26 protein-coding genes and 2 pseudogenes are annotated in these 26326 nt (G+C 37.0%); 10 read left to right on the forward strand and 18 right to left on the reverse strand.

The features are described 5' to 3' along the window. The first annotated feature begins 98 nt into the window (after nt 1-98). Nucleotides 99-242 (forward strand): hypothetical protein, encoded by a 144-nt coding sequence (locus tag NSQ77_RS04330; protein ID WP_339229043.1) that lies wholly within the window; start codon nt 99-101, stop codon nt 240-242. Nucleotides 243-312: 70 nt separating this feature from the next. Here NSQ77_RS04330 and NSQ77_RS04335 read toward each other — a convergent pair whose 3' ends face one another. The 9 genes from NSQ77_RS04335 to NSQ77_RS04375 form a co-directional block, all read right to left on the reverse strand. Continuing rightward, entirely contained in the window at nt 313-1275 is a 963-nt protein-coding gene (locus tag NSQ77_RS04335; protein ID WP_339229045.1) for a cation diffusion facilitator family transporter, read from the reverse strand. A gap of 68 nt (nt 1276-1343) precedes the next feature. Next, on the reverse strand, nt 1344-2039 hold the full coding sequence (locus NSQ77_RS04340) for a YitT family protein (RefSeq protein ID WP_339229046.1): 696 nt from the start codon (nt 2037-2039) through the stop codon (nt 1344-1346). Between the two features lie 36 nt (nt 2040-2075). Then, nucleotides 2076-2354: a hypothetical protein gene (locus NSQ77_RS04345; protein ID WP_339229048.1), complete on the reverse strand. Its 279-nt coding sequence runs from the start codon at nt 2352-2354 to the stop codon at nt 2076-2078. Beyond that, nucleotides 2339-2662, reverse strand: a complete 324-nt coding sequence (locus tag NSQ77_RS04350) for a hypothetical protein (protein WP_339229049.1) — start codon at nt 2660-2662, stop codon at nt 2339-2341. Before NSQ77_RS04350 ends, NSQ77_RS04345 begins: the two co-directional genes overlap by 16 nt. Before the next feature lie 78 nt (nt 2663-2740). Then, on the reverse strand, nt 2741-3115 hold the full coding sequence (locus NSQ77_RS04355) for a MaoC family dehydratase (protein WP_339229051.1): 375 nt from the start codon (nt 3113-3115) through the stop codon (nt 2741-2743). Continuing rightward, complete coding sequence (locus tag NSQ77_RS04360; RefSeq protein WP_339229053.1) at nt 3082-3423, reverse strand: hypothetical protein; 342 nt, start codon at nt 3421-3423, stop codon at nt 3082-3084. The genes NSQ77_RS04355 and NSQ77_RS04360 overlap by 34 nt, the downstream gene beginning before the upstream one ends. Continuing rightward, complete coding sequence (locus NSQ77_RS04365; protein ID WP_339229054.1) at nt 3420-4514, reverse strand: acetyl-CoA C-acyltransferase; 1095 nt, start codon at nt 4512-4514, stop codon at nt 3420-3422. Before NSQ77_RS04365 ends, NSQ77_RS04360 begins: the two co-directional genes overlap by 4 nt. Next, a complete protein-coding gene (locus NSQ77_RS04370) occupies nt 4511-5962 on the reverse strand; it encodes an AMP-binding protein (RefSeq protein ID WP_339229056.1) in 1452 nt (483 codons plus the stop codon). The genes NSQ77_RS04365 and NSQ77_RS04370 overlap by 4 nt, the downstream gene beginning before the upstream one ends. Nucleotide 5963: 1 nt before the next feature. Then, a complete protein-coding gene (locus tag NSQ77_RS04375) occupies nt 5964-6524 on the reverse strand; it encodes a biotin transporter BioY (RefSeq protein ID WP_339229057.1) in 561 nt (186 codons plus the stop codon). Between the two features lie 304 nt (nt 6525-6828). Between NSQ77_RS04375 and NSQ77_RS04380 the strand changes: the two genes are divergently transcribed. Further along, on the forward strand, nt 6829-7404 hold the full coding sequence (locus NSQ77_RS04380; RefSeq protein ID WP_339230933.1) for a Maf family protein: 576 nt from the start codon (nt 6829-6831) through the stop codon (nt 7402-7404). Between the two features lie 246 nt (nt 7405-7650). Continuing rightward, on the forward strand, nt 7651-8529 hold the full coding sequence (locus tag NSQ77_RS04385) for a DMT family transporter (RefSeq protein WP_339229059.1): 879 nt from the start codon (nt 7651-7653) through the stop codon (nt 8527-8529). A gap of 146 nt (nt 8530-8675) precedes the next feature. Here the strand turns inward: NSQ77_RS04385 and NSQ77_RS04390 are convergent. Both NSQ77_RS04390 and NSQ77_RS04395 read right to left on the reverse strand, forming a co-directional pair. Continuing rightward, nucleotides 8676-8941, reverse strand: a pseudogene (locus tag NSQ77_RS04390) (CPCC family cysteine-rich protein). A 35-nt stretch (nt 8942-8976) separates the two neighbouring features. Beyond that, on the reverse strand, nt 8977-9168 hold the full coding sequence (locus NSQ77_RS04395) for a hypothetical protein (protein ID WP_339229061.1): 192 nt from the start codon (nt 9166-9168) through the stop codon (nt 8977-8979). Between the two features lie 427 nt (nt 9169-9595). On the opposite strand from NSQ77_RS04395, the gene NSQ77_RS04400 reads away from it, so the two are divergent. After that, nucleotides 9596-10744 carry an ArgE/DapE family deacylase gene (locus NSQ77_RS04400; protein WP_339229063.1) on the forward strand — a complete coding sequence of 383 codons (1149 nt, stop codon included), beginning with the start codon at nt 9596-9598 and terminating at the stop codon, nt 10742-10744. Between the two features lie 165 nt (nt 10745-10909). Here NSQ77_RS04400 and NSQ77_RS04405 read toward each other — a convergent pair whose 3' ends face one another. The 4 genes from NSQ77_RS04405 to NSQ77_RS04420 form a co-directional block, all read right to left on the reverse strand. Next, nucleotides 10910-11626: a dihydropteridine reductase gene (locus NSQ77_RS04405; protein WP_339229064.1), complete on the reverse strand. Its 717-nt coding sequence runs from the start codon at nt 11624-11626 to the stop codon at nt 10910-10912. A 230-nt stretch (nt 11627-11856) separates the two neighbouring features. Further along, complete coding sequence (locus NSQ77_RS04410) at nt 11857-13227, reverse strand: FAD-dependent oxidoreductase (RefSeq protein WP_339229066.1); 1371 nt, start codon at nt 13225-13227, stop codon at nt 11857-11859. Between the two features lie 366 nt (nt 13228-13593). Further along, nucleotides 13594-14334, reverse strand: coding sequence for a type I methionyl aminopeptidase (gene map, locus NSQ77_RS04415; protein WP_339229068.1), 741 nt, complete (start codon nt 14332-14334; stop codon nt 13594-13596). A 416-nt stretch (nt 14335-14750) separates the two neighbouring features. Then, nucleotides 14751-16217, reverse strand: a complete 1467-nt coding sequence (locus NSQ77_RS04420; protein WP_339229069.1) for a sugar porter family MFS transporter — start codon at nt 16215-16217, stop codon at nt 14751-14753. 790 nt (nt 16218-17007) lie between these two features. On the opposite strand from NSQ77_RS04420, the gene NSQ77_RS04425 reads away from it, so the two are divergent. Together NSQ77_RS04425 and NSQ77_RS04430 are read left to right on the forward strand one after the other, a co-directional pair. Beyond that, a complete protein-coding gene (locus NSQ77_RS04425) occupies nt 17008-18180 on the forward strand; it encodes an MFS transporter (protein ID WP_339230934.1) in 1173 nt (390 codons plus the stop codon). Between the two features lie 417 nt (nt 18181-18597). Continuing rightward, the gene (locus NSQ77_RS04430; protein WP_339229071.1) at nt 18598-19011 is read left to right on the forward strand and encodes a helix-turn-helix domain-containing protein; all 414 of its coding nucleotides are present in this window, start codon (nt 18598-18600) and stop codon (nt 19009-19011) included. Nucleotides 19012-19849: 838 nt separating this feature from the next. Here NSQ77_RS04430 and NSQ77_RS04435 read toward each other — a convergent pair. Then, nucleotides 19850-20530 (reverse strand): annotated as a pseudogene (locus NSQ77_RS04435) (aldehyde dehydrogenase family protein); the annotation flags it as partial. 97 nt (nt 20531-20627) lie between these two features. On the opposite strand from NSQ77_RS04435, the gene NSQ77_RS04440 reads away from it, so the two are divergent. Further along, entirely contained in the window at nt 20628-21149 is a 522-nt protein-coding gene (locus NSQ77_RS04440; protein WP_339230935.1) for a cupin domain-containing protein, read from the forward strand. Nucleotides 21150-21426: 277 nt separating this feature from the next. Here NSQ77_RS04440 and NSQ77_RS04445 read toward each other — a convergent pair whose 3' ends face one another. Then, nucleotides 21427-22140 carry a DnaD domain protein gene (locus tag NSQ77_RS04445; protein ID WP_339229073.1) on the reverse strand — a complete coding sequence of 238 codons (714 nt, stop codon included), beginning with the start codon at nt 22138-22140 and terminating at the stop codon, nt 21427-21429. 466 nt (nt 22141-22606) lie between these two features. Next, nucleotides 22607-23344 (reverse strand): SDR family NAD(P)-dependent oxidoreductase, encoded by a 738-nt coding sequence (locus NSQ77_RS04450; RefSeq protein ID WP_339229075.1) that lies wholly within the window; start codon nt 23342-23344, stop codon nt 22607-22609. A gap of 187 nt (nt 23345-23531) precedes the next feature. On the opposite strand from NSQ77_RS04450, the gene NSQ77_RS04455 reads away from it, so the two are divergent. The 3 genes from NSQ77_RS04455 to NSQ77_RS04465 all read left to right on the forward strand — a co-directional run bounded on the left by NSQ77_RS04455 (nt 23532) and on the right by NSQ77_RS04465 (nt 25810). Further along, a complete protein-coding gene (locus NSQ77_RS04455) occupies nt 23532-24131 on the forward strand; it encodes a TetR/AcrR family transcriptional regulator (RefSeq protein ID WP_339229076.1) in 600 nt (199 codons plus the stop codon). A gap of 474 nt (nt 24132-24605) precedes the next feature. Next, entirely contained in the window at nt 24606-25265 is a 660-nt protein-coding gene (gene queC / locus NSQ77_RS04460; RefSeq protein ID WP_339229078.1) for a 7-cyano-7-deazaguanine synthase QueC, read from the forward strand. Nucleotides 25266-25267: 2 nt separating this feature from the next. Beyond that, nucleotides 25268-25810 (forward strand): VUT family protein, encoded by a 543-nt coding sequence (locus tag NSQ77_RS04465; RefSeq protein WP_339229080.1) that lies wholly within the window; start codon nt 25268-25270, stop codon nt 25808-25810. Nucleotides 25811-26326 lie beyond the last annotated feature (516 nt).

A 26326-nucleotide genomic window follows, 5' to 3' on the forward strand; every position in this document is an offset into this window, starting at 1 on the left:
AAAACGTTTACAAATGTTATTCACACTTGTTTGGAAAATAATATTTACAGACAATGACGAATTTGATAACCTATCTTTAGGCGAAAGAGGTGTCTTCCATGAAGGGGAAAGTAGTTATTCTTATCATTGTTCTTGTTACTGTAATTGCTATACTTCTAACCTGGTGGTATATGGAGACCATTATTGAGGATTATGATGTTGATAGAAAATCGTTAGGAGAAAGCAACGAGCTTTTCATTTGAGCATGCCAGAGAAGTATTACTTTCTTTGGTTTTTTTATTTCGCGCAAAAAAATAAACATGCAGCACATGTTTATTTTTTCTCTTCTGGATTCCAGTTTTGTATATCATCTGTTTCCACAATTGCTAACAAAACGTCGGCAACTTCAGATTCCCTTAATAAAACGTCCCTTAAACGATATTTAATATCATCTGCTTCATCTAATGTCAGCCCTTTTCTTAGCTCAATTGTGCCTTCCACATGGTATAATCTCCCCTCTTGGATCATACGTATCTGTTTTATATCAACGACGTCTTCATCCTCTAATAATAAGTTATATATCTTATCTTGAATTTCTGCCGGTGCAGCTACACCGATTAATCCAACCATGTTATCATAGCCAACCCGAAAAGCTACATAGAGCATTAAACCCCCGATAATCATAGAGGCTATTCCATCTGCCGCAAGTACACCGAAAGATTGCGCTAATACAATTCCAATAATCGCAAGTACAGCACCAGACGTAGCAACCAAATCTTCATAAAATACAAGTCTTGTTGCCGGAGAAGCCTTATTGACATTTTTAAAGGCATAAGGAATGATGGCGGCAGCTTTATCAGCTCCAGTTTCCATCCTGATTTCTTTCATGGCTTTATATAAAATAAACCCGTCAATCAAAAACGCAACTAATAAAATGATTAGATTAAGCCAGAAGTGCGTTGATTCTGCTGGATGCTGAAGCAAATGCCAGCCTTCTTTAATTGTTTCATATGCCATTATCGTAACGACGACTACAGCAATCATACAAAAAATGTTAATAACACGACCAAAACCTGTTGGAAAACGCTTCGAAGGCGGCAATTCAGCTAGAACACTTCCAAAATAGACAAAGCCTTGATTGACTGCATCTGCTAAAGAATGCATAGCTGAGGCAAACATCGTGCCACTGCCACTGAATGCAGCAGCTGCACCCTTAATGGCAGCTAAAAATGTATTACCAAGTGCAGCAATTCCTGATGATGTATTTCCCTTTTTCAATCTCTCAATAATACCCATCACATACCTCCTATATAAATAGCTATACCCATTGTTGCCCTGTTATATTAGGAGAATAAAGCGTTTATTTATTTTGCATCCGTTGCTTTACTTGGCTGCTTATAATCCCGTTGAAGTACAACATTCCCCAGTCTCAAATATGTAAATTGGAATATTGGACTTTGGATAAACGTAAAAATAAATGTAAAAACAAAGACTGGACCACCAATTATAAGCCCGATAACAAGCACACTGCATTCGGTAATAATCCGCACCCTTCCAATTGAGGCTCCCAGCTTATCGGCAATCGACAGCATAAATCCATCCCTTGGTCCTGCTCCCAAACCTGCCGCATTGTACATTCCGCCGCCAAATCCCATGATAACGATCCCTAAAATGATGAATAGGATATCGGTCCATGTATGTGTTGCATTTGGCAAAATATCAAGCCAACGATACAGGTCGACAAACACTCCAACTAGAATGGCATTCATAAACGTACCAAGCTTAATATATTCCCTGCCAATTACAAACGTTATCGTGATCAAAATGGCAGATATGATGATATTCCATGAGCCAATCGACAGCCCTGCTTTTTCATAAAAAGCAACACTGAGCACATCCCATGGATGTATCCCAAGATGCTGCATGTTGATGGTTAATGTAATACCTGCACTGAATACAATAACGCCAACTAAATAAAATGTTAAACGTAATGGATAATTAATGTTAACCTCCCCCTGCACTTCTCGAAAAAATGATTTACTTCTCTGCTTATTTTTCAACTAGAGTATCAGTTCGCAAAAAAAACAAACCCCTATTTACTTTTTCACCCATTGATTTGCCACCTGGGTGTAAAAATCTTCATCATGACGCTGTTCACGAAGCTCAACAAAAGAATCAATCAATTGTTTGGAAAGTTTATTCTTGCCTTCGACGGAGCCTTTTGTTAAATCCTCATGGAGCTGATTATTCTCCACCAATATACGATGATAATTTTTCATTAACGCTTCGGACTCGAAACGATTCGTTTTCAATAACGTCTTTAGCGACTTCTTTGCGATAAAAAGCTGGCTATATGATTTCACTTTTTGCAGCATTGTTCCGATCCTTTCTTTGTTTTTAATAAACCTGTTTCTTTAACGATAAATATTGGCACTTCTAATCCTGCTGAATCCTTATGATTCGATGTGCTCTTATAAACATAGCTTAGTATTTCATCGTTCACATGCTCATGTATTTTTATAGTCAGTCCTTTTTTTATTACAGCATGATCAATAACTCTTAAAGGTCCAAATGCAGTATCATGAAACTGTTGGTCAACAATATCCCCAGGCTGCACGCGAGTTACGGTGAAATAGCCTTTGTATGGCTGTTTATGTTTGTCTGCGGATAGCTTTTGCAGCATCAAAAGCCCCCTTTTTGCATTTATATGTTCTGCTATTATTATAGCAAACTATAACTATTTTAGAGCTCCCTGAAACAATTATGTATTCTTATCTGCCCTCTGAAATTTCACTCTCCCTCTGGCCACCTGTACCCCTTCGACATTTCCCCTGATTTCAAGCCCATGTATCTCGTTTTGCTCCTCTACAACCAGTTGCAATTTATCATTCACATATACTGGCAGCAGAAAATGCATCTCATAATCGGAAATCATCACATTGTTTTTACAAAGTGCAGAACAAAGCTCTGCTCCAATACACATAATTAGCATTCCATGAGCAATCGGCCCTCTATATTTGTGTTGTTTTGCAATCTTTTCATTATGATGAATTTGATTTTGATCACCTGATAATAGCATATATTGTTTTACCTTTTCTTCCGTTAAGACGACCTTACAACTAGTTTTGATACACATCGAAAGCTCTCCTTTCCTGCTAAATCAAAGCCGACAAGGGTTTGTGTATAAAATGTATTCATCCCTCTTTTCACTTTACTTTCAAGCAAAACTTCACACTCGTAGCTCTCGCCGACCATAAGCTGAGAATAACAAACACATTTTTGCTTTCGATGAATAGCCTCTGCTTCGTATTCCCATGGTATCTCGATATATTTATAAAATAGCATCGGAAATGTCGGTGGCAATTGGTTTTGTTTGCCAAAAATCATTTCATAGCTTTCTACCATTTCTTCTGTAATCGTCACGCTAATTCTTTTTGACTTCATGTTACCCTCTCCCAAAGCACCGCTATACCAAGACCACCGCCAATTCCAATAGCTGAAACGCAATAATTGGACTCCATTCTTTGTACCTCATTAAACAATCTTGTCACAAGAATCGCTCCAGATGCACCATACGGATGCCCTAACGCAATCGCACCGCCCTCTGGATTTAGATTGTCATACGAAATGGAAAATGCTTGAGCAAATAAGACAACCTTTACTGCAAATGCTTCATTTAGTTCAATAAGATCGATGTCTTCTATGGAGAAATTCGTTTTAGATAGGAGTTTCGAAACGGCTGGAATCGGGGCTGCGGCTGGATAGTTTGGATCGACTCCAGTTACACTGCTATCTACAAAGCGGAGGACTGGTTGAAGGTTCAACTCCTTCGCTTTATCTTCTGACATAATTAGAACAGCTGCTGCCCCATCATTAACACCACAAGAATTACCAACTGTCACCGTTCCATTTTTTTTAAAACAAGGAGATACGCGCTTTAACATCCGCCTATAATCTAACTCCGGCTTTAGCCCTTCATCTTTTAAAGGAATATTTGCAACACGGACCATCTCCTCAGAGAAATATCCTTTATCAAAGGAATCAAGCGATCGCTGGTAGCTTAAAGCTGCAAATTCGTCCTGCATTTCTCTTGTAATCCCATACTTTTCAGCAACATTTTCAGCTGCAATCCCCATATCCGGATCACCAATATCATCTGGCGAGAAACGCGCTCGACTTTTAAATAGCGACGCGCTCACACTCTCCACCCCACCCGCAATATAGATATCTCCTGCACCTCCCTGAATAAGATGACAGGCAAGTCGGATTGCTTCCAACCCGGAACCACACTGCCGATCAACTGTTAATCCTGGAACAGTACATGGCTGCCCGCTTTCAAGAGCTGACAGCCTTGCAAGGTTTCCACCAGGTCCAACCGTATTTCCTAAAATAATATCATCAACCGGTTCATTAAGGTCTTTTGTAAGATCCTCAATAACAAATGCTGCTAACTGTTCAGGGGAATAGTTCTTCAACACACCATTTTTCTTTCCTATTATTGTTCGTTTCGCATTTACAATCACAGCATTTTTCATACATAAACCCCTTGTTCAAATCGCTCTTTCAATTTTTGTCGGGAAATCTTGCCACCAGCTGTTTCCGGAAAGGAGTCGATTTTCCTCCAGATTCTAGGAATCTTGTATGCCGTTAAGTTTTTAAGACAATAATTTTTTAAGGATTGGATCGAAACATCGCCTGCAATAAAAGCGGCTACCTTCTCTCCCCAATATGCATCACGGATTCCAATGACTGCCGCCTCTTTTACACCATGATGGCTTTTAAGCACCTTTTCTATTTCCTGCGGGTAAATGTTGTACGCTCCATATAAAATCATGTCATTCTTTCGACCAAGAATGTATATGTATCCAGCTTCATCCATTTTGGCAATATCATAAACGGTCGCCCAATCACCTTGAAGCACCTTTTTCGTTTCGGCCGAATTATTGATATAGCCATCAAAAAACATATTGCTTTTTACATATAATATCCCTTCCTCTCCAACTACCGCTTTTTCCCCATCTTCCTTCATAATGCAAATCTCTACGTTATGGAAAACTTTCCCAACTGATGTATCATATTTTTCATCTGCCTCATCTTTTATAAGAGAAACAAAGCTAAGCTCTGAAGCACCATAAAACTCATGAATAGGCACATTGGCAAACTGATTTCGAAACGTTTTCTTTACACTTGGCAACAGCTTGGCCCCTGTTGAAATAAAGGTCACCTGCTTATTACTGTGATATCCTTCATTTATCATTGCCTGTATCATTGTCGGAACAACATAAACTGTCGATATAGGATAATTATCCAAGGTCCTCATCAAATGTGCCGCATTGAATTTCTTCAGCAAATAAACCGTTCCTCCTTCAAAGAGCGTACTTATTGCTCCATACAGAAACGTTGAATTAACAAATGATCCAGGAACCAGTACGTGTTCACTTCTACTCATCCCTAAATCTTCTCGATTGCATCTAAATGTCTCTACCCATGATTCATGTGAACGTACAAAAGCCTTTGGCATCCCAGTTGATCCGGAAGTAAATCCAATATAAAATGGGAAATTTTCTTCTATATCTGCTTCTTGATAGCTTTTACCATTTAACCATTGTGGCAAATCATCCGAGAAAACAACCTTGACAGGAATATCGGCCATGATTGTCCGCATTCTTTTATCAGCTACAATGAAATCAGGTGAAGTTTGCTTCAATCGTGCCTCTATTTCAGTCCTTTTCCATCTCATATCACCAATAATACTAGCCCAGCCAGCCTCACATGCGCCTGCAAATACTTGTAAAAACACTTCATCATTTGGCAAAAAAAGAGCAACCCTTCTTGTAATAGCTTCTTCCATTGAAAAAGCGGCTGCGGTCTGTTGTACGGATTCATACCATTCCCCGTATGTCAGATGTTTTTGCTCTGTGATAATTGCTCGTTTATCCGGGTTTAATTCCTTATGCTTCTCATACGTACATGTTACTTTCAATTTAAGCTTTGACCTCCTTTAAAAGTGGAACACTTTTCTGTAATTTTATAGCTAGTAACGAAGCAATCATAACTTTTGTGAAATCCCCTGGTAGATAAATTAAGTTCAAGATGGCAGCTTGCCCAATCGATATTTCCATTACAAACGCCTGAAACGGTATTCCAAACAGATAGATAACCAGCATACCCCCAATAAAGTTAGCTGCCATTAATTTAAATAGTGATGTTTCCTTCATTTTATAGGATATGTAACCAATAATAAATGCACCTGCAACCCAGCCAATGAGAAACCCGCCTGATGGGGTTACAAATACGCCAAGCCCGCCTCTGCCTCCTGACAGTAATGGCAAACCTGCAGCAACTAAAAGTAAAAATAAAATCAAACTATATCCAGCATACTTCGGACCAAAACGAGCACCCAGTACACTTCCAGCAAGCATGACACCTAATGTTTGGAGTGTTATCGGAACAGGTGAAAACCCCAATGGAATTGGTGGAATTAACCCTAGAACCCCCATGACTGTCGCAAAAAATGATACAAATACAAGCTTTCTTACACCCATTGTCAACCACCTCTATTTTAAGGTTAACAATAGTGTAGTATAAATATCACTTTTCGTAAATTGGTTTTTTCGAAAAAAGTTAGTTATAAGTCTATTAAACCATACATTAGGACAGCATTCTTGATTTTTTGGTCTCTAAAAAAAAGCTAAAAAGAAGCCTTTTTCTTTGTATCAGGAAATCGATACGGTTGAGTTGAATTGCCCACCTGATAGTCTTATTTTAATTTATAATAACTTTCACAATTTCCGTAAGCTCCTTATAATAGATCTATATCCCTACCCACACTTAGGAGGAAAATACATGATGAACAAATTGATCTTAGCTTCAACATCTCCAAGAAGGCAAGAACTGCTAAATCAAGTTAGAATCCCTTTTACTTCCAAGAATCCCAATGTAGATGAATCACAGATTACCACCAATGACCCAATTGAAAAAGTGAAACAGTTAGCCATGCTAAAAGCCGAGAATGTTCCTATTGATCATGATAATGAAGTGATTTTAGCTGCGGATACTGTGGTTGCTTACAAGCAAACTATATTCGAAAAACCTGATAATAGAGAACAAGCCCATGAAATGATTTCGGAGCTCAGTGGTGACTTACATGATGTATTTACTGGTGTCATGATTCGTTCCTATAAGGAGAAAACAGTTTTTGCCGAACATACACAGGTTGAATTTTGGCCATTAAAAGCTAATGAAATTGAGTCGTATGTATCATCAATGGACCCATACGGCAAAGCAGGTGCATATGGTATTCAAAGCCTTGGTGCATTACTAGTGAAGCAGATTAATGGCGATTACTACAATGTCATGGGCCTGCCTATTTCCCGTGTTGTCAGAGAGCTTAGGAAGTTTTCTATATATCCTGAATTGGATTAGGTTGTCAGGTACTTGCCGATGCTTGCAACCTACAAGCAAAATAAGATAGGCCACTAAATGCTTCTCTGAAGCTCTTCTTCATGTTTGTCTTTTTTTCTTAAAAAATTTGCCGTAATAACCGTATAATTTTCAACATTTTCGATTTACTTTGTTTTATAATCAGACTAGTTGCTATTTACGTCTCCTTATAACATTTTATTCAAAATAAGATAAATACGGAGAGAATTAAGGAATAGGAGAGACAAAATGAAACAATACATTGGAGACGGAATGCTGTTTATCACAGCAATCGTATGGGGCAGTGGATTTGTTGTTACTGCAATCGCTTTAGAATATTTATCAGCTTATCAGGTCATGGCTGGAAGATTCATTATAGCTGCCATTATCCTTTCACTTTTATTTAGAAAAAGGTTCCAAACATTCACCAAATCGATTGTTTGGAAGGGAGCGATATTAGGAACGATTTTATATGTAGGGTTCGCTTTGCAAACGGTTGGTTTAGAATACACTACACCATCCAAAAATGCCTTCTTAACCGCGGTGAATGTTGTTATTGTGCCATTAATTGCTTATATGGTTTATAAACGCAAAGTAGATCGTTATGAAACCATCGGGTCCATCATCGCAATCATTGGAATTGGCTTCATTTCTCTCCAAGGGTCTATGACAATTAATATCGGGGATGCATTATCGCTTGCCTGTGCAGTTGCCTTTGCTTTTGATATTTTTTACACAAATCATTTTGTAAAAAAGGAAGATGCAATATCACTGACCATCGTCCAGTTTATTACAGCTTCTATCATTGGTGTCATTGCCGTTTTTGTTCAAGGCGATATACCAACAATCTTTGAAAAAGAAGCGCTGTATTCCATTATCTACTTGGCAGTATTTTCAACAACCATTGCTTACGTTTGTCAAAATATTGCCTTCAAGTATACCACCGCAACAAAAGGAGCGATTATCCTTTCATTAGAATCATTTTTTGGTATGATATTGTCTGTCCTATTTTTACATGAGATGCTTACAGGCCGTATGATTACAGGTGCCATTTTCATTATGGCCGCTATTTTCATAACAGAATTAAAGCCAAAGCTGCACCGAAAACGTATCATAGAAAATACATAAAAATAGCGATAGAATAGCTTTCAAGCTAGACTATCGCTATTCGGTATATTTTCAAAAGGATTTATTCCATTCATAAATCCCCCCCAAAAAAAAGCACCTTACATATTTGAACGTCTTACAGAAGAGAACGAACATCTTGCACCCTCTTATAACAATTTCCAATAAAGATCTCTTCTATCGGACTCAGTTGGCTTTCTAACAAACTTTATGCTTTTTCTGTCACAAGCCCCAAATTTAATAAAATTTTGTTGTGCTTCTCTAAATGAAACATAATTAGCACCGCACATGTTTCATCTGGGTATTTATATTGATAACCATCATCTTCCCAAAAACAGATTCCATAAATTTCGAAGGTGTCTGGCGGCTCTTCATCTAATGTTTTATAACCACAACAAGGACAGTGAAATTTCACGGCTTCACCTTAATTCAATAAAAGCATCATATAGTTCAATCAGAGTTATTAATTTTTTTCTCTAAGGCCTTTACCCCTCTGATTAACCAATATAAGACTATCCAGGGTAAAACAAATTTTGTAATCCATTCAATTAAAACAAATAAGAAGAAACTTTCCATGTTAAAAAACGGCAGAATTATAAAAAGACCTAATAAAATCGCTCCACAAATAATAAAATTTTTCATTTAAATATCCCCCCTCATAAAGTAAGTACATATTACAAGCAGTTGCATATGTTACGTGGCCACATAAATCGATTGCTCCATTTGTAGGGAATCATTATCCTAATTAACAGATAAATTATCTTCCGCCGCAACCTTTTGCATTAAATGAGCTTTTAACGAACATATTGCTGTGTGATTCCCAATAAATTGTTAATTCTTAAACGCATGAATCTGATAAATTAGGACCTTCATTTTAATAACTCTCCTTATTATTTAAATGAGGAAATTTTAACATTATTATTAAACAAACGCTATTGCTATCAAGTTGCTTAATAAGGAGTAAAAGTTTGTTCTAATTTTGCCTAGTTTATATCTACCAGCATTTTGGGTAAAATACAGTTGTATTCTTACCTGTAGATGGGCAGATAAAATTTTGGAGGGATTTAATATGAAACATTTCACAGAAGAAGAAAAGATAAAGATTTTATCTGATATTATAGCGATTAAATCTATCAATGAAAACGAAATTGAAGTGGCAAATTACCTGAAAGATTTATTTGATGAATACGGCATTAAATCTAAAATTGTTCCAGTTACAGACACTCGTGTTAACTTAGTGGCTGAAATCGGAAGCGGGAGTCCAGTAATTGGCGTTTCTGGTCATATGGATGTCGTTTCTCCTGGTGATGAAAGAGAGTGGACGCAAGATCCGTTCACATTGACAGAAAGAGACGGAAAATTATATGGACGGGGAACAAATGACATGAAAGCAGGTTTAGTAAACCTTGCATTAGTGATAATTGAGCTCAAAGAAAATAATGAACTAAAAAATGGTACGGTTCGTTTTTTGGCAACGACTGGTGAAGAAGTCGGCGGTGCAGGGTCTAAAAAATTATATGAAGAAGGCTATATGGATGATGTGGATTATCTGTGGGTGGCTGAACCTTCTCATGACACGATTATTTACGCCCACAAAGGATCGCTTAACCTCCGGATAACGTCTATTGGTGAAGCTGCACACAGTTCTATGCCTGATCAAGGTTATAATGCGATTAATCCATTAATGGAATATCTCCTGGAATTAGATGAAAACTTGAATGACGATAATCGTAAAAATGAAGTTCTGGGTAAATTGGTTATGAGTACCACTATTTTTAATGCAGGAAACCAAGTAAACTCAGTTCCAGAAAAAGCTTCAGCTGAAATAAACGTACGTACGATTCGAGAATTTGATAACGATGAAGTGATTGACTTATTTAAAACAACAGCTGACAAATACAATAAAGAAGGTTCTGATATTAGTGTTGAAGTGACAATGTCATTGCCAAGTGTTTTCACTGCAGGACAGTCTGAAATGGTTGATCTTGCTAAAGAACTCGGTGAAAAATACTTAGACCTGGACATTTCCGTTAAAGGTTCGCCAGGTGTCACGGATGCATCCAACTTATTACGCGATAAAGATGATAACTTCCCATTTATGATGTTTGGACCAGGCGAAACAAAAATGGCTCACAAAACAGATGAATATGTCTACAAAGATTACTACTTAGCATTTTTCGATATTTATAAAGAGCTAATTTTAGGATTATCGAAGTAAAAAGGGATTTTTATACAACAAAGAGGTGACTACCGTTCATTTTTAGTGGACATCTCTTTTTCCTATTTCAAATATGAAACCAGCTTTAAAAACCTTGCAAAAAGACGCTTTCCAATTAAAGAAAAGCGCCCGTTAATGGAATATCTATTTAGTTTTTACTCTCGCTTAATTGGAGAATTCAAATGATAAAAACTCAGGCAGTTGTTGTTTATGCTTGTCGAGCATAATCTGTTCTGGCTTGATGCCCTGCTCACGCAGCACCTCAATGTTCTGCTTAAGGAACTCATCGCTTCCAACAATATAGAAAAGGCCATCTTTGTCTGCAGCAAGATTTTCCACTTCTTCATAATAGTCATTACGGTTATCGACAAACTGTGATTTGAACTTCTTGTCTGGTGCGGATTTAAAAATATCAGTGAATAAAAAGTCTTTTGATGAATCGATGTTCAGCGAATGAATTTGATTAACGTTGTCAGCACGTTCAAAATAATCAAGTACAAGCGGTCTGAATGTTGCCAGGCCAACACCTGATGACAGCAGGTAAATATTTTTGTCCTCTCTTTTAAGCGGTACATTTGAATGCGTTTTAAATATTGCAACTTCATTACCGACCTTAAGGTTTCTTAATATCATTTTAAACTCAGAGCACTGCTCTTTGATACGTGTCGTGATACCAATAGATTTTGCTTGTGGTAAAGTGGAGATTGACATATGGCGAATCAAGCTACGATTTGGTTTATCCCCAGCATTAAATCCTCCCAGTGCGAAGTGGGTATGGGAACCTTCTTCCCATGTAAAGTCTTCCGGGCAGTCGAGCAGGTACGTTTTAACCTCAGGCGTTTCATCAATAATCTCATTTATTTTAGTCCAATATATTTGCATTATATATTCTCCTTACTCAAAATATAGGTTTCGTTACTATCTACTATACAACAAGTGATAACAATTCTCAATTAAACGGATTGATTATTTCAGATAACTCAGGTGAATCTTCACTCGTTATAAATACAATGGAATAAATGACTAACCATTTAGAGGCTGGGAAATAGAGATTTTCATAGAAAAACCGAGCATGCAAATTGGCTTCACATCTCGGCTTTTAAATTTATTATTTATACTAGTAATTGCTCTTGTTTTCTTATCTTTTCCGTTTCCATAGCCATTGCTTTCAGTGCTACCTGATTCAGGAAGTTTACTGGTTTATTGTAATGTGGCTGGAAAAAGAAATCAGTTAATGCCAATTGTTCGATCGTCATATTGTTGGCAATACCGACGCTAATCGTATTGATTGCCTGCGTAAAGTCGGCATCAGAAATGACTTGTGCACCAACAATGCGATGTGTTTCTGTTTCAAACACAAGCTTTAATTGGATTACCGCATTTTCCGGCATGAATTCCGGACGATAATTATCTTCAATAGTGGCACTTGCTACAGATAATCCTGCTAATTTTGCAGCACTTTCAGTTAAACCTGTTGAAGCAATGTTATGATTGTATATTTTCAATCCGGAAGTTCCTTGTGTTCCAGGATGTTCCATAACAGGTTTCTCCAGATTGTGAGCCACTAATGTACCCATTCTTACTGCATTCGTTGCCAATGGAATATAGCTGGGCTGCCTAGTTGCATTATTAGATACAGCACAGCAATCACCCGCAGCATATACATCTTTCACACTTGTGCGCATATACTCGTCAACGATAATTGCTCCATTGCCCAACATCTCTATTTGACCTTTGAATAGTCCTGTATTCGGTCTAAATCCAACACACATGACAACTAAGTCTGCGTTATATGCCCCTTTATCCGTGATTACTTTTTCCACAGTCCCGGTTCCTTCAAATTTGGAAACGGTCTGATCAAGAGCAAGTTCAATACCGCGTTGTTTGAAGGTTGTTTCAACAGGAGAAGTAAAGGTGTCATCTAAATAACGATTTAGAATTCTTTCCTCACTATCGATTAATGTAACGTTTTTTCCGTTTTCTTCAAAAGCTTCAACAAGCTCCACACCAATGTATCCTGCACCAACAACGACAACATTTCGGGCAGATTCAGAACGTTTAATGATCTCTTTTGCATGCTCGAAGTTCTTACATAACAACACATTTTCTAAATCTGAGCCTGGAATTGGCGGTGTGACAGGCCAAGAACCTGAAGTAATAATCAGCTTATCATAGCTATAGTCTTTTGTTTCACCTGTTTTCATATCTCTCGCTTGGATTTGTTTCTCATTTAAATTGCAGGCTGTTACTTCATGATTCATATGCATGTTTACACCTAGTCGCTCAAAATGCTCCACAGAAGCGTAAAATAGTCCATTCGGATCCTCCACGACACCACCAACATAAAGGGCAATACCGCAAGATAGGAAGGAAACATTATCATTTTTTTCGAAAACATCAATTTGTGCTTCAGGGTAAAGATTTACTATATTATTAATCGCTGCTGTTCCAGCATGAGTGCATCCAATAACTGCTACTTTCATCATTCATCATCCTTTGGTTTTTATTGTTCAGCATTTCACATAGTTACGTTGTAAATATACTATACCACTATGTTCAATATTTCACAAGTGGTGATGAGAATTTTTTTGAATCAACCTTACACATTTGAAATTAATGAAATACATATTAAAGCATTCAAGAGATTCTCAAATGCATGACACATAGACATTATCAATTTTGTCTCTGCTAATAACAATAAGAGAATCTAAACCGTAATCTGCATTTAAATTCCCAATGTCATTCACTGCCTTTTATCTTAATCCAGGGTTTTCCTGATTATATCACTAAGGTATCGTGCATATTAGTTTCTGAAGAAGTAGCAGAGGGCCAATTGTGGTATTAAGTTCTTACAATGTAGTAATAATTGGTCCTTCCTTTGTAAGAATAATCGTATGTTCGTATTGAGCTACAAAGCTTTCATCAGTTAGGAAGGTCCATCCATCTTCCGATTGGAAAACTTCCTCTTCAAATGTAGAGATAAAAGGTTCAAAAGCAATTACCATACCATCTTTTAAAATTTCGTCATCCCAACGAGAGAAGTAATTAAAAATATGTTCTGGTGCTTCATGAATTGAGCGTCCAACACCATGCCCAGTAAGATTTTTTATGACAGTTAAGCCATGCTTTTTCGCTACATTGTGTACAGCTTTTCCTAGTGCACTTTTTTTGGAACCTGGTTTTGCCTTCTCAAGCCCAGTGTCGAATGCTTCTTTAGCAACGTCACATATTTTTTGCAAAATTTTATCTCCCTTCCCAACAACAAAGGAAATACCGGTATCTGCGAAATATCCGCCTTTAGAGCCTGAAACATCAATATTTACAAGGTCTCCTTCTTGTATGGTTCGTTCCCTCGGAATCCCATGCGCTACTTCTTCATTTATGCTAATGCACGTAATTCCTGGAAAATTGTACTCTCCTTTTGGTGCAGATTGAGCTCCTGCCTTTTTAAACAACTCCTCAGCAATTTCATCGAGTTCTTTTGTCGTTATTCCAGGTGTCGTACATTGGACTAATTTATCTCTAATTGCTCCACAAATTTTACCAATTTCTTTTAATCCATTAAAATCCTCTTCCGTCTTTGCAATCATCGTGGATCCTCACTTTTTTAAGTATTTTATCATTATGATTCCATTTAAATTCTAGCAGAAATGGAACTGCCTTTTCTTTAACAATGAGGCTGGCCGATAGTTGAACACAAGTTAAACAACACTCTTAAGATAGCCTTCGTTGCTAGGCTAAATACAACTCCATGTTCTTTAATTATAAAAAAATTTAACTTGCCTGTCATTATAATTATAAAATCCGTCTAATTTCAGACAGCTCTTACTTGCCATTTGATCGTTCCATTTAATTTGGTTTTTTTAGGACACTCAAAACGAAATTCTTTTCCCCTAAAAAAGCTGATGTATCTTATGACGATAACAAACGCTATCGCCAAGTGGGATCAGCTTTTTATATTGCATTTATTTTGTGTATTTCTATTAAAACAAGAAAAGACGAAAACTTATCGAATATATTCCGTTCTTGATGTAGCACTTATATCACGGCTGCTGTATGTGCGAAAACTATGTTCCAAATCTTCAAGTGAACGGCCTCTTGTTTCCGGTAAGTATTTTTTCGCAAATAGGAGTGCAATTACATTAAGAGCTGCAAAAATAAAGAACGTAATGGCTAATCCAAGAATATTAAGCGCCACAGGGAATATCAAGGTAATCAGAAAGTTTGTCATCCAATTAAAAAAGACACTTACACCCATCCCCATTCCGCGTACGCGAAGCGGAAAGATTTCGGAAAGCATCAGCCATGTCGTTGGTGAGATTGCCCCCTGCATAAAGGCTAGGAAACATACTGTCAATGTTAATACAACAAATGGTTGTGCAGGCGTTCCTTGAAGCAGCATAGAAGCGATACCAATAAGTGAAAGTGAGGTGATTACACCAACCTGACCTACCATTAGCATTTTTCTGTGGGAAACTTTACCAAGGATATATACTCCTACCCCGGTAGCAATCACAGCTATGATTCCATTAGCAATATTACTAACGAGGGCAGCGTTTGTACTAAATCCGGCATCTCCCAGGATTGTTGTCCCATAATACATGATTGCATTTACACCTGTTATTTGCTGCAGAACTGCAACACCAATACCTATCAGAACAATTCGGCGCATCCATGGGATGTTTAAATCTTTAAACGTTGCTTTATTCCTGTTAGAAGTTTTTTCGACAGATGCTTTAATGCTGTCGAACTCTAATTCCGCTCGCTTCGGTTCTCGAACTTGTTGTAAAACATGAAGTCCTTCTGACATTTTCCTTTTATGGATAAGCCAGCGTGGGCTTTCAGGTACAATATACATCCCGATCCATAGAACAACAGCTGGAACCGCAGCAATCACAAGCATATAGCGCCAAACACCATCATTGCCAGTAATAAGAACTGTAGCAAGCAGCGCATTGAGACTATAAGCCAAGAATTGACCAGTAACGAGCATAAGCTCATTCTGGGTAACCATTCTGCTTCGTCGCTCTACCGGGGCGACTTCAGATAAATAAGTTTGTACCGTTACAGATGCACCCCCGACAGCTAGACCAAGGAAAAAACGGGAAAAAATCATAAACATTGCGGTTGGGGCCAGCGTACAACCGATTGTCGCAATAAAGAATAGAGCGGCAATGTAACGAATTACCCGGCGACGTCCAAACTGATCAGACAGCTGCCCTCCCAGAACTGCACCAAAAGCTGCACCAAGTACGAGTGAACTTGCTACTAAACCTTCTGTAAAGGCGTTAAGATCTAACTGCCCCGGCTTAGCCATAAACGGTAATGCCCCGTTGATTACGCCTGTATCATATCCAAAAAGTAATCCACCAAATGTCGAAAAAATCATGATGATAGTTAAATATTTATTAGAACCGATATGCCTTTTCTTTTTCTCGTTTTTGGGTATTACGTTGCTATCTTTTTTTCTCATTTATCGATGTTCCTCTCTAGATGTTTTCTATCATTTAATTAGGTTTTTTCAAAAGACAGTAAAAATTTAAGTATTGAAAACCTCCGTAATTTTAAAGAAAATAAAAATACTATTACAAGCGTAATAGCAAAATGATCTTACTCTATCCGTTTATAGTTTACTTTTTCCTCCGTTTCCTCTGTTTTTTCACTTTGCCTTTTTTATTTTCCGATGCTTTTTCTTCCCAATTACTGTGCTTTTTTGTGTAGCCTTTTCCCTTAATAACTGCCTCTTTTAATTCCCCATTTCACCTAAAACCTCCGTCTATCTGTGTTTATTACTATCTTTTACCCATGTAGATAACAAACAAAACATCAAATGTCTTCGGAAATCGCTTGTTTATCGTCAAAACTTCTCATTTTGTTATACCCAATCCATAATCACACATGATATTTTTTATCGTTTCTTAAAAATTCTCTTCAAAATTCCCACATCAAACAGAGAGATTTCAATAATTTTTCTAAAACAATTTCTTTTTTAAATGGTCTGGACATATTACCGTCAATGTTTTATCATGAATGGTCTGAATTTATCACGTATTAATGGGCTATAATATCCTATCCTCTACACGTGAGAGGACCAATACGCGTGAACATGCAGGAGGTAACTTTGTGTGGGTATAAAACAGTCCGTAAATTTTTGATACTGTTCGCGGGTCCATGGGTCTTCCATGCGGTACAAACATTCAGTACGGGAAAATGGTTTCGCACTGAATGAAGTTTCACTTTATGTAAAGGGGTGTTGCACCATGATGCAAAAAAACTTCTCTAGAAAAACGATTCTTTCCATTTTTATGCTCGGGACATTTGCTATTGGAATGACCGAATATGTCGTCACCGGGCTGCTGACACAATTTGCAGAAGACCTTAACGTAGATATATCAACAACAGGATTGCTGCTGAGTGTCTATGCCATAAGCGTAGCCATATTTGGGCCACTCCTTCGAATCATAACAATCAAATATTCACCAAAACCATTACTCCTGGGATTTATGGCTATATTTATTATCAGTAATTTGATTGCCGCAAACGCATCTAGTTTTGAAATGTTATTATTATCCAGATTATTTTCAGCTATCATGCATGCTCCATTTTTCGGAGTCTGTATGAACTTGGCCGTTCGTATTTCCGAACCAGCAAAGCGCACCAGTGCCATTTCCGCTGTTCAAGGTGGTCTTACAATTGCCGTCATGCTGGGCGTTCCTTTCGGTTCCTTTCTCGGTGGACTGCTTAACTGGAGACTCGTATTCTGGTTCATTGCTCTAATCGGAATTTTGACTTTTATTGGTCTGGCTATTGTTACACCAAACGTTAAACCAGCTGAAGCATCAAATTTGAAAAAGGAACTTAGAAACTTAAAAAATAAAAATGTCATCATGGTGATTGCGATTATCGTGTTTGGCCTTTCGGGGATCTTTACTGCTTATACATTTAATGAGCCGATGCTTCGAAAAATAGCAGATTTTGATATCACTGGTGTCACCGCCGGATTATTTTTCTTCGGACTTGGCGGTGTGATTGGAAACATTGCTTCCGGAAAAATCCGCCCAAGTCGTTTAACATCGTGGCTTATTGCCTCTCTGGGAGCCTTTGCCGTAGTACTTGCACTTTATACACTTTTGATTCAACATGCTTTCTTGGCATTGATTATGAGCTTTTTGTTTGGAGCGGGAGCATTTGGCTTAGCACCTATCTTAAATGCCAAGATTATTATCGCATCACCGGAGGCTCCTTCTTTATCGGGTACCGTTGCAGCCTCTGTTTTCAACTTGGCCAATTGCATCGGCGCCACACTAGGTTCCTTTTTGCTTGATGCGGGATTGTCATATACATTGATCACTCTTGTCGCCGCAGGAATGTTGGTGTTTGGAATGATTCTAACTATTGTCATGTTTAAAGTTGAGGATAGATCATTATTTCAATGAAACGGGAAATGGCTCGATGTCTCTTCATTTCGATTAGACTTTTGAAGCATTGCAGTATAATTTACAAGCAATTAAAGAAAATAAGCAAACTCCACGAAAACCCTGTTCTTGTTTTAGAACAGGGTTTGGTGTAAATAAATTAATTGGGTAAAACTAGTTTAGTTTCATAATAATAGGAGGTGATCAGCAACTTGTATTTGTTTTTTCTGTGTTTTCCGGATAACTTTTCAGGCCAAAAAGTTTAGCATAGTTAAACATAATCCTTCATATATTTAAATGAATTTCATCCTTTTCTTCCTTTATCCAGTATATCTTCAACATATTCCTTTAAATCATCATTATTGCGGTACATACGATACAACTCCTTTAAAGCCTTTAGTTATTGAATATCATGCACTTGAAAAGAGGTCTTTATACATGAGAATAGAAATTGAGATGAAAGATGAAACTTATGAAAAGATAAAGAATGTGATTGATTGGATTAATTTAGATAATTCATTCCGTGGAAAAAGTGATACTCCAGAAGCTAAAATTGAGGATTTTATAAAAGGTGCAGCAATTTCTAAATTATTGGATGTGGAATCCATGTCTCCTTTACTAAATTCTAAAGTAGAGGATGGTTTAGAAATTAAAAATCGGTTTAAGGCCATTGCTAAAGAAAAGAAAATTAAACAAATTGATATTTGTAAAAGAACTGGGCTTAAAAAGGCAAACCTTAGTTTAATTTTTAATAATGAAAAGACATTGAGAGCTGATACTTTTTTTGCTATTTGGCTGACATTGGGCTGTCCTCCTATTCATGATTGTTTATATATTAAAAAATCCGACTGAAATAGGAATAAAACGAGGAAAAAAACTCGTTTTTTTTATTTTTTTGGAATAGTACAAGTCATCATCACCATACGTTTAACTAAACTAAATAAAACAAAGCAAAAGTTTCGAATGGTTAAACTTCAGGGGGTTATTAAATAAATGAATCCCTGCGGTTTATTGCAGCAACAGCATTTGAAAACTTCACTGAAATTATGTGCGAAATGCTTTTCGTGGTGGCTCATCCCTCTGATTCAAGAAGAAAGGGGTTGAGAGAATGACGGTTTTCGAAAGCTTGGTCATATGTTTTTCGTTTGCTTCTTTGATCGTAGCTGTACTGTCTTTTCACCAAAAAAAATAACCACCCATATCGCCTTAGCCAGCAATTAGTGTGGTTATTTTTCGTTGATCCGTGAGCTGCCCTTTTAAGCTGCTGCACAAACCCGCTTGGTGTTACAGCACCAAGCCTTTTTTTATATTGTATGACTATCTCAATATATAGATACCCGAATTTAGTCTTTTTTAAAGAACTTTGACCATGAGGATTTTTTAGCTTACTGCATTTGCTTTAAGTTATCTATTTTACGGGTATAATACAATATGGAACGATAAAACTAATGAGCGGATGCAGTTAAAATTATTCTTGGCTTAGCAAGGCTGCATTTATTCATGCTCTTCGGTAAGTCACCGAAACCCATAAGCCTCTCATACTTTTCCAAAAGTTTCATCCATTGTTTCTCTCAGCTCATTTTATTACTTCACAGTAATTACCAATGTATTATAAAGTTATAATAAAGCTACCTTTGAAGTGCAAGAAACTGATATTTCACTTTGATAATTTTAAACTTTTTTGCATAAGCTAAAAACCACCAATTGACATATATTTAGTTTCAAGGTATGGTTCTATTCCTTCTTGACCACCTTCTCGTCCAAGCCCACTTTCTTTCATGCCGCCAAAAGGGGCATGTGCAGCTGAAGGACCGCCATCATTCCAGCCGATAATTCCGAATTGCAGGTTTTCATGTAAGTAATTTCCTGTTCGGTAATCATTTGTAAAGAAATATGCTGCTAATCCATACGGTGTGTTGTTTGCAAGTTCGACAGCTTCCTCAATCGTTTTGAAGCTTGTAATTGGAGCTACTGGTCCGAAGGTTTCTTCAAGCATAATTTTCATGTCAGTATTTACGTTTTTTAATACCGTTGGGTGAATGTAAAAGTAGCCTTTTTCTTTATCTACTTCATATTTATCGCCAATAATAACTTCTGCTCCATTTTCTTTTGCATTATTTATTTGTTCAACAATTTTGTTATACCCTTTTTCATTAATAATTGGCCCCACATCTGTTCCCTTTTTCAGACCATTTACTACATTAAGTTTCTCTACTCCAGCAATGAATTTTTCGATGAATACACCGACAACATTCTCTTGGACAAGAATTCGGTTAGCACAGACACAAGTTTGTCCAGCATTTCTAAATTTATTGCTAACGGTTTGTTTTGCTGCGTAGTCAAGATCGGCATCTTCAGTCACAATTAATGGAAGTTATAGTTTATACGAGAGGAAGAAAAACTTTGGGCGAATCAAAAGACATTAGAAATGCCAAAACAGTAGGTGAGAGGTTACGTTCGATTCGTTTATCAAAGGGTTAACATTAAATAATATAGCTAAACAGACTGAACTTACTGCCAGTTTTATTAGTCAATTAGAAAGGGGTTTAACAACTTCTTCAATTGCATCTTTGCAAAAAATTGCTCAGGTGTTAGAGATTCCTTTAGCTTCTATCTTTGAGAATGGTGATATACAGGATTACCAAACTAACAAAGTAAGTATAGTAAGAAAAAAGGACCGAAAACATCTTTATTATCCTGAACCAGCATTAACAAAAGACTATTTACTAACTAATCTAGATGGAAAAATACAAGTTATATACTCTACTACAAAACCTGGAGGTACAAGTGGGGAGCCATATAGTCATAATAGTGATGAAGAATGTGTCATTATCATATCTGGAGAAATGGAATTAACAGTAGATACTCAAACACATACTCTATTAGAAGGGGATACAGTTAAGTTTTCCAGCCGCTTACCCCATAGTTGGAAAAATACAGGAAATGAGCCTCTGGAACTTTTATGGATCATTACCCCTCCTAATTTCTAAAGCGCGAAATAATCATTATAGTAAAATCAGCAATAAAGCAATTATTTTCAACAATTGCATCTGATTGTCTAAAATAAAAGACAAACAAAATAGCCATAGATGGTTATATTTGTTTGTCTGGCGCATCTTTAATAGTATTACAATATATAAAATTTAGCTTAACTGGCATTCTGCATTAAGCTCTTCTTCAATATCGATCAATTTAGGAACTGTACCTGCATTTTTCCAGCTCATTGTAAACTGTCCGTCTTCAGCACATCCATCACTTCTTCTTGATTCATCCTGATTCTCCCTCTCTTCTCGGTTCATCAAATAACATTGTATTTTTTTCTTTCTTTGTTCGCTTTTTGAATGGAACGGTGTTTTGCGATTTCGGTTGTTTTATGTAATTTCGGACCTCTCCTGTGTTTTTCAATCCAGCACCTTTCCATTGTTCTAAAATTTCCTCGACATTGCTAAACATACGGCCCCCTTGTTTCATGGCTAATTCAATTGCTTCCAAAATAATCTCTTCTTCCAGTTCCTCACTCCAATCATGCAAGGACTGCATGGCAATTGGGGGAAGCCCGCCAAAACTTTGTTCGTAAGCGACAAGCAATTTTTCAGATGCGATTTTTCTTCCTTCCCTTCTTCTATTCCTCAAATCATCTAGTAAGGGAAGGGATTCCGACGTTGTTTGAGACTGTGAATGGGATTGTGATGATTCAACGGAACGGGCCAATGAACTCAGCTGGTAATCAGGTGCACTTCCCTTCTTGTTCTCGTAATGTATAAATTGGTGCCGAATAAGAGTATTCCTCGCTTTGATTAGCCCCTGTTTGGATAAACCCGTTAATTTCATCAGCGTCGAGTTGGGTACATTAAATTTACTCTCGCAGCCAAATTTTTTCCATATGGTAAATAAGCTATACCATAATACAATTCCGCTGCTGGACATTTCGTTTAATAATAGCCAATCTCGAAAAGCATTCATCTCTTTCCATACATTCATGTTTTCTCTTCCTCTCTTATGATTAGGCCATTTTATCTCTCACCTATCCAATTTTACTTGCCTTCCTGGACACTTCCGGCAAAAATAAAATCCTGTGCTCTAATACGCAAATGTGAAATCTCCTGAGTGCGTAAATCATAAATGTATCCGAATGATTACCTGGAACATCAGCTGCCTCTTTTACTGGCATTGAACCGCTTATAATTTCTCCTTCATCTTTATAATCGAAAAAAGTTTGGTTTAGGGGGTGTGATTTAGTTATTTTTTTAAAATTTTTTTAGATTGCGGGGATGGAATCACGTAATACGTTGTCTAGTTAAGGTATTTGAAAAAGAGTGACTTTAACTTTAGTGGAGCAAATAGAGCAAAAAATTAGGTACCATTTTCTACTACTTTCTACTACAAAAAGAAAAGAACCCATTCTGAACTTAAATTCAAAATGGGTTGCTCATTCTATAAAAAGCTATTACTGTGCTGTAAATCCGCCATCAACAATTAGACTGTTTCCAGTCATGAAACTAGAATCATCACTGGCCATAAATAAAACCGCTTTGGCCATTTCTTCTGGTTTACCTAGGCGTTTCATTGGTGTTGCGTTTGTTAAGAAATCTCTATCCGTCTCACCTAGAATAGGAGTTTCAATAAATCCCGGACACAAGGCATTTACACGAATATTGCGTTCTGCATATTCCAAGCCAAGTGAACGTGTTAAGTTAATAACACCTGCTTTTGCTGCGTTGTATGCCGCATTACCAGGTGCACCAACCCACCCATACATGGATGCTGTGTTAACAATGACCCCAGTGCCTGCCCTCAGAAATTCTTTAATCGCAGCTTGTGCAACTAAAAATACACCATCCAGATCAACTGCCACTGTTTTTCTCCATTCGGAAAACGTTACCTCTTCTGTTGCTTTTGTCGCACCAATTCCAGCATTATTAAATAGAATATCAACTTTACCAAATGCAGATAAAGTTATATCAAAAATGTTCTTTACATTTTCCTCACTCGTTACATCGGCTTTAATGAAAACTGCTTCATAACCACCGGATTTTAATTCCGCTTCAAAAGCAGCACCTTTTTCTTCATTCATATCCACTAACACTAATTTTGCCCCTTCAGCAGCAAATAGCTGTGCTGTTGCCGCACCGATACCAGATACTCCTCCAGTGATGACAGCTACTTTATCTTGTAGTTTACCCATTGCTGATTCCCCCTGTATAATAGATATAGACAACCTAAAATTTAATAGGTTGATGTTTTTATTATAGTTGGTTACTTTTAGTAATAAAACCATTAATATCTTCATGGAAGTCTATTGTATAGACATATGTTTTTCGATTGTCTATTAATTATACATTTACTATCAAATTGTTATCGGGGGCTATCCAATGACGGAGCAACTTTCCACTCCACGTAAAAACCGAACAAAAGAACATTTTCAATTAGCACTCATTAACCTAATCAAAGAAAAAGGGTTTCATTCAGTCACAGTTAAAGATATTGTCCATGAAGCCAAATATAATCGAAGCACCTTCTATACCCATTACCAGGATAAATTTGAACTAGCAGAAGATTTAATTTCCAACATGCTCAAAGGGATGATGGAATCAGTCGGAGAACCGTATCAATTGAAACAGCAGATCCATACAGATGAGCTAACTGAAAGATACTTTAACATCATTTCCTATATTTATAAAAACCGAAACTTTTTCGAACTGATTACTTATCAGGACACTTTACCGGATCTGCATACAAGATTTCCGCAAACAATCTTAAAAATCTACCAGGAAAAGTTTCAATTTGAGACGCTTAATAACTTACCTGTTGATATGGATTACTTCAAGCGATACACGTCATATGGCCTTTATGGTCTTGTAGCTCGATGGATTAATACAGATTTTGAGACTTCCCAGGAAGAATTTATTAAAGAGGTTATTCAGTTATCACGAACACATATTGCTTCCGTTAAGTTTACTGGCAATGTTTAATTATTAGAATGGATCTTTAGTATTTTCCAAATAAACTAACCATATTGACACCACCCACCTTCTCAGTTAAGATAAAAATGAATGAAACACCGAATCGGAAGAGGTTCATAGCTGAAACCCTCTATAAAAAACTATGGATACATTGACGATTAGCCATGTCCATATTGGATGTGGCTTTTTTGTTAGAATCGTAGTTTGCTATAGCCTTTCGCAGTGTTCTTGGAAAAAATACAGGGAGGTTTTTTCATGGCTGAGATTAGCGTAGCTTAAGCTTTAAATGAATAAACAATATGGTAATAAAGTGTACATATTTTGTTTGCTTTTTGCTGCTTAAATGTATAAGGACATGGTTATACATATCGTAATAAAAATATTATCAAAAAATAGAAAGAGGTTTTAGCGACCCTCTATAAAAAACTAAGAAAACAGCCTTTCTTAGTGCTGTTTTTTTCTATTGGAGAGGAGTTTTTTTACATGAAAGAAGATAAAGCCATTGTTGTCTTTAGCGGAGGCCAAGACAGCACGACCTGTTTATTCTGGGCAAAAGAGCAGTTTAAAGAAGTCGAAACAGTTACTTTCGATTATGGTCAACGCCATAAATTAGAAATTGAATGTGCGAAAGAAATTGCAGAAGAGGTTGGTGTAAAACATCATATTTTAGATATGTCGCTGCTTCATCAACTGGCACCAAATGCCTTAACACGGAATGATATTGATGTAGCTGAAAGTGATAAAACGGAACTTCCAAACACTTTTGTACCGGGCAGAAACTTACTTTTTCTATCTTTCGCTGGTGTGTTGGCAAAACAAGTTGGTGCAAAGCATTTAGTGACAGGGGTTAGTGAAACGGATTTTAGTGGCTATCCAGATTGTCGAGATAGTTTTATCAAATCATTAAATGTTACGCTAAATCTGGCGATTGATGAACCGTTTGTAATCCATACACCGCTAATGTGGTTGGATAAAAAGGAAGTCTGGGAACTTTCAGATGAGTTAGGCGTATTGGATGTCATTCGGGAAAAGACCTTGACTTGCTATAACGGTATAAAGGCTGATGGCTGTGGAGTGTGTCCAGCTTGCAAGCTTCGAAATAATGGTTTAGAGCAATACTTGCTGAAAAAGGGAGAGAAATAAGTATGTTACGTGTATTCTTTTATTTAATTTCAATTGTCTCGGCTAATGTCATCACTGCAGCATTGATGCCTTTAGAGATTGGTATTTTTATTATTCCTATGGGAACGTTTCTAATCGGTGCAACATTTATCTTTCGTGACTTGGTGCAAAACAAGTACGGAAGGGCAAAGACCTATTTATTTATTCTTACGGCATTGATATTGTCGGGTGTGGTTTCCTCTTTACTGGGAGATACATTAATGATTGTTGCTGCTTCAGCCCTATCCTTTATTATTTCTGAAACAGCAGATACAGAGATTTATACGAGATTAAAACTGCCAATCGCATGGCGCGTTTTTTATAGTGGGATTGTCGGAGGTCTGCTAGATTCAGTCGTTTTCGTTATTGTTGGATTAAGTCCGCTGGGTGCAGGATTTATCCCTTGGGAAGCTGTTCCAGCAGCAATTTTAGGCCAAGTAATTGCCAAAACAGTTATTCAGCTTATTGGAGCTCTCGCTCTAAATCAAGTTTATCTAGTGAAAGCAAGACGTGTAGCAGCAAGCTAAATTCCCGTAAACAAGGAATGCCAGAAATGTCAAAGGATACCGTTTTGATGGTATCTAAATGCTTAAAGCACCCATATTTATCTTATACAACAAGGACCTCTCTTACGAGATCCTTGTTGTATTTTCTTATTAAATTAAAGCACCGTATAATGAAAAAGAAAAACTATTCTTCACCTAAAAAACCTGCAAGAATCCCTCTATTTAATTCATCTTTAATCAACTGAACACTTTAGCATAAGAAATGCTCTATTTAATCAAATACAGCATTTTTGCTTAATAAAAACACCATTTAAAATTAGGAACTATTTCTTTATCTATATATAAAAAAGAAATCCCTTATAGGAAGAATTATGCAACGCATATAACGAAACGAAATAATGAAAAGTTCCTAATATTCCTCATAACTTTCTAATAAATTTTCGCGCTATCAATGAAGGTTTTTGATCACTTTCTCAAAAATGAATAAAAACGGTGTAAGCAGCTAAAAATTAAACCATGGATCTTTGTTTTTTTATT

Origin of the sequence: Oceanobacillus sp. FSL K6-2867, assembly GCF_037963145.1 — a bacterium.
GTDB lineage: Bacteria > Bacillota > Bacilli > Bacillales > Amphibacillaceae > Oceanobacillus.

Bases quoted from the DNA above. Each gene is read 5' to 3' on its own strand.
- NSQ77_RS04330 (WP_339229043.1), top strand. From the start codon at position 99: ATGAAGGGGAAAGTAGTTATTCTTATCATTGTTCTTGTTACTGTAATT.
- NSQ77_RS04335 (WP_339229045.1), bottom strand. From the start codon at position 1,275: ATGGGTATTATTGAGAGATTGAAAAAGGGAAATACATCATCAGGAATT.
- NSQ77_RS04345 (WP_339229048.1), bottom strand. From the start codon at position 2,354: ATGCTGCAAAAAGTGAAATCATATAGCCAGCTTTTTATCGCAAAGAAG.
- NSQ77_RS04350 (WP_339229049.1), bottom strand. From the start codon at position 2,662: ATGCTGCAAAAGCTATCCGCAGACAAACATAAACAGCCATACAAAGGC.
- NSQ77_RS04355 (WP_339229051.1), bottom strand. From the start codon at position 3,115: ATGTGTATCAAAACTAGTTGTAAGGTCGTCTTAACGGAAGAAAAGGTA.
- NSQ77_RS04360 (WP_339229053.1), bottom strand. From the start codon at position 3,423: ATGAAGTCAAAAAGAATTAGCGTGACGATTACAGAAGAAATGGTAGAA.
- NSQ77_RS04365 (WP_339229054.1), bottom strand. From the start codon at position 4,514: ATGAAAAATGCTGTGATTGTAAATGCGAAACGAACAATAATAGGAAAG.
- NSQ77_RS04375 (WP_339229057.1), bottom strand. From the start codon at position 6,524: ATGGGTGTAAGAAAGCTTGTATTTGTATCATTTTTTGCGACAGTCATG.
- NSQ77_RS04380 (WP_339230933.1), top strand. From the start codon at position 6,829: ATGAACAAATTGATCTTAGCTTCAACATCTCCAAGAAGGCAAGAACTG.
- NSQ77_RS04385 (WP_339229059.1), top strand. From the start codon at position 7,651: ATGAAACAATACATTGGAGACGGAATGCTGTTTATCACAGCAATCGTA.
- NSQ77_RS04395 (WP_339229061.1), bottom strand. From the start codon at position 9,168: ATGAAAAATTTTATTATTTGTGGAGCGATTTTATTAGGTCTTTTTATA.
- NSQ77_RS04400 (WP_339229063.1), top strand. From the start codon at position 9,596: ATGAAACATTTCACAGAAGAAGAAAAGATAAAGATTTTATCTGATATT.
- NSQ77_RS04405 (WP_339229064.1), bottom strand. From the start codon at position 11,626: ATGCAAATATATTGGACTAAAATAAATGAGATTATTGATGAAACGCCT.
- NSQ77_RS04410 (WP_339229066.1), bottom strand. From the start codon at position 13,227: ATGAAAGTAGCAGTTATTGGATGCACTCATGCTGGAACAGCAGCGATT.
- map (WP_339229068.1), bottom strand. From the start codon at position 14,334: ATGATTGCAAAGACGGAAGAGGATTTTAATGGATTAAAAGAAATTGGT.
- NSQ77_RS04420 (WP_339229069.1), bottom strand. From the start codon at position 16,217: ATGAGAAAAAAAGATAGCAACGTAATACCCAAAAACGAGAAAAAGAAA.
- NSQ77_RS04425 (WP_339230934.1), top strand. From the start codon at position 17,008: ATGCAAAAAAACTTCTCTAGAAAAACGATTCTTTCCATTTTTATGCTC.
- NSQ77_RS04430 (WP_339229071.1), top strand. From the start codon at position 18,598: ATGAGAATAGAAATTGAGATGAAAGATGAAACTTATGAAAAGATAAAG.
- NSQ77_RS04445 (WP_339229073.1), bottom strand. From the start codon at position 22,140: ATGAATGTATGGAAAGAGATGAATGCTTTTCGAGATTGGCTATTATTA.
- NSQ77_RS04450 (WP_339229075.1), bottom strand. From the start codon at position 23,344: ATGGGTAAACTACAAGATAAAGTAGCTGTCATCACTGGAGGAGTATCT.
- NSQ77_RS04455 (WP_339229076.1), top strand. From the start codon at position 23,532: ATGACGGAGCAACTTTCCACTCCACGTAAAAACCGAACAAAAGAACAT.
- queC (WP_339229078.1), top strand. From the start codon at position 24,606: ATGAAAGAAGATAAAGCCATTGTTGTCTTTAGCGGAGGCCAAGACAGC.
- NSQ77_RS04465 (WP_339229080.1), top strand. From the start codon at position 25,268: ATGTTACGTGTATTCTTTTATTTAATTTCAATTGTCTCGGCTAATGTC.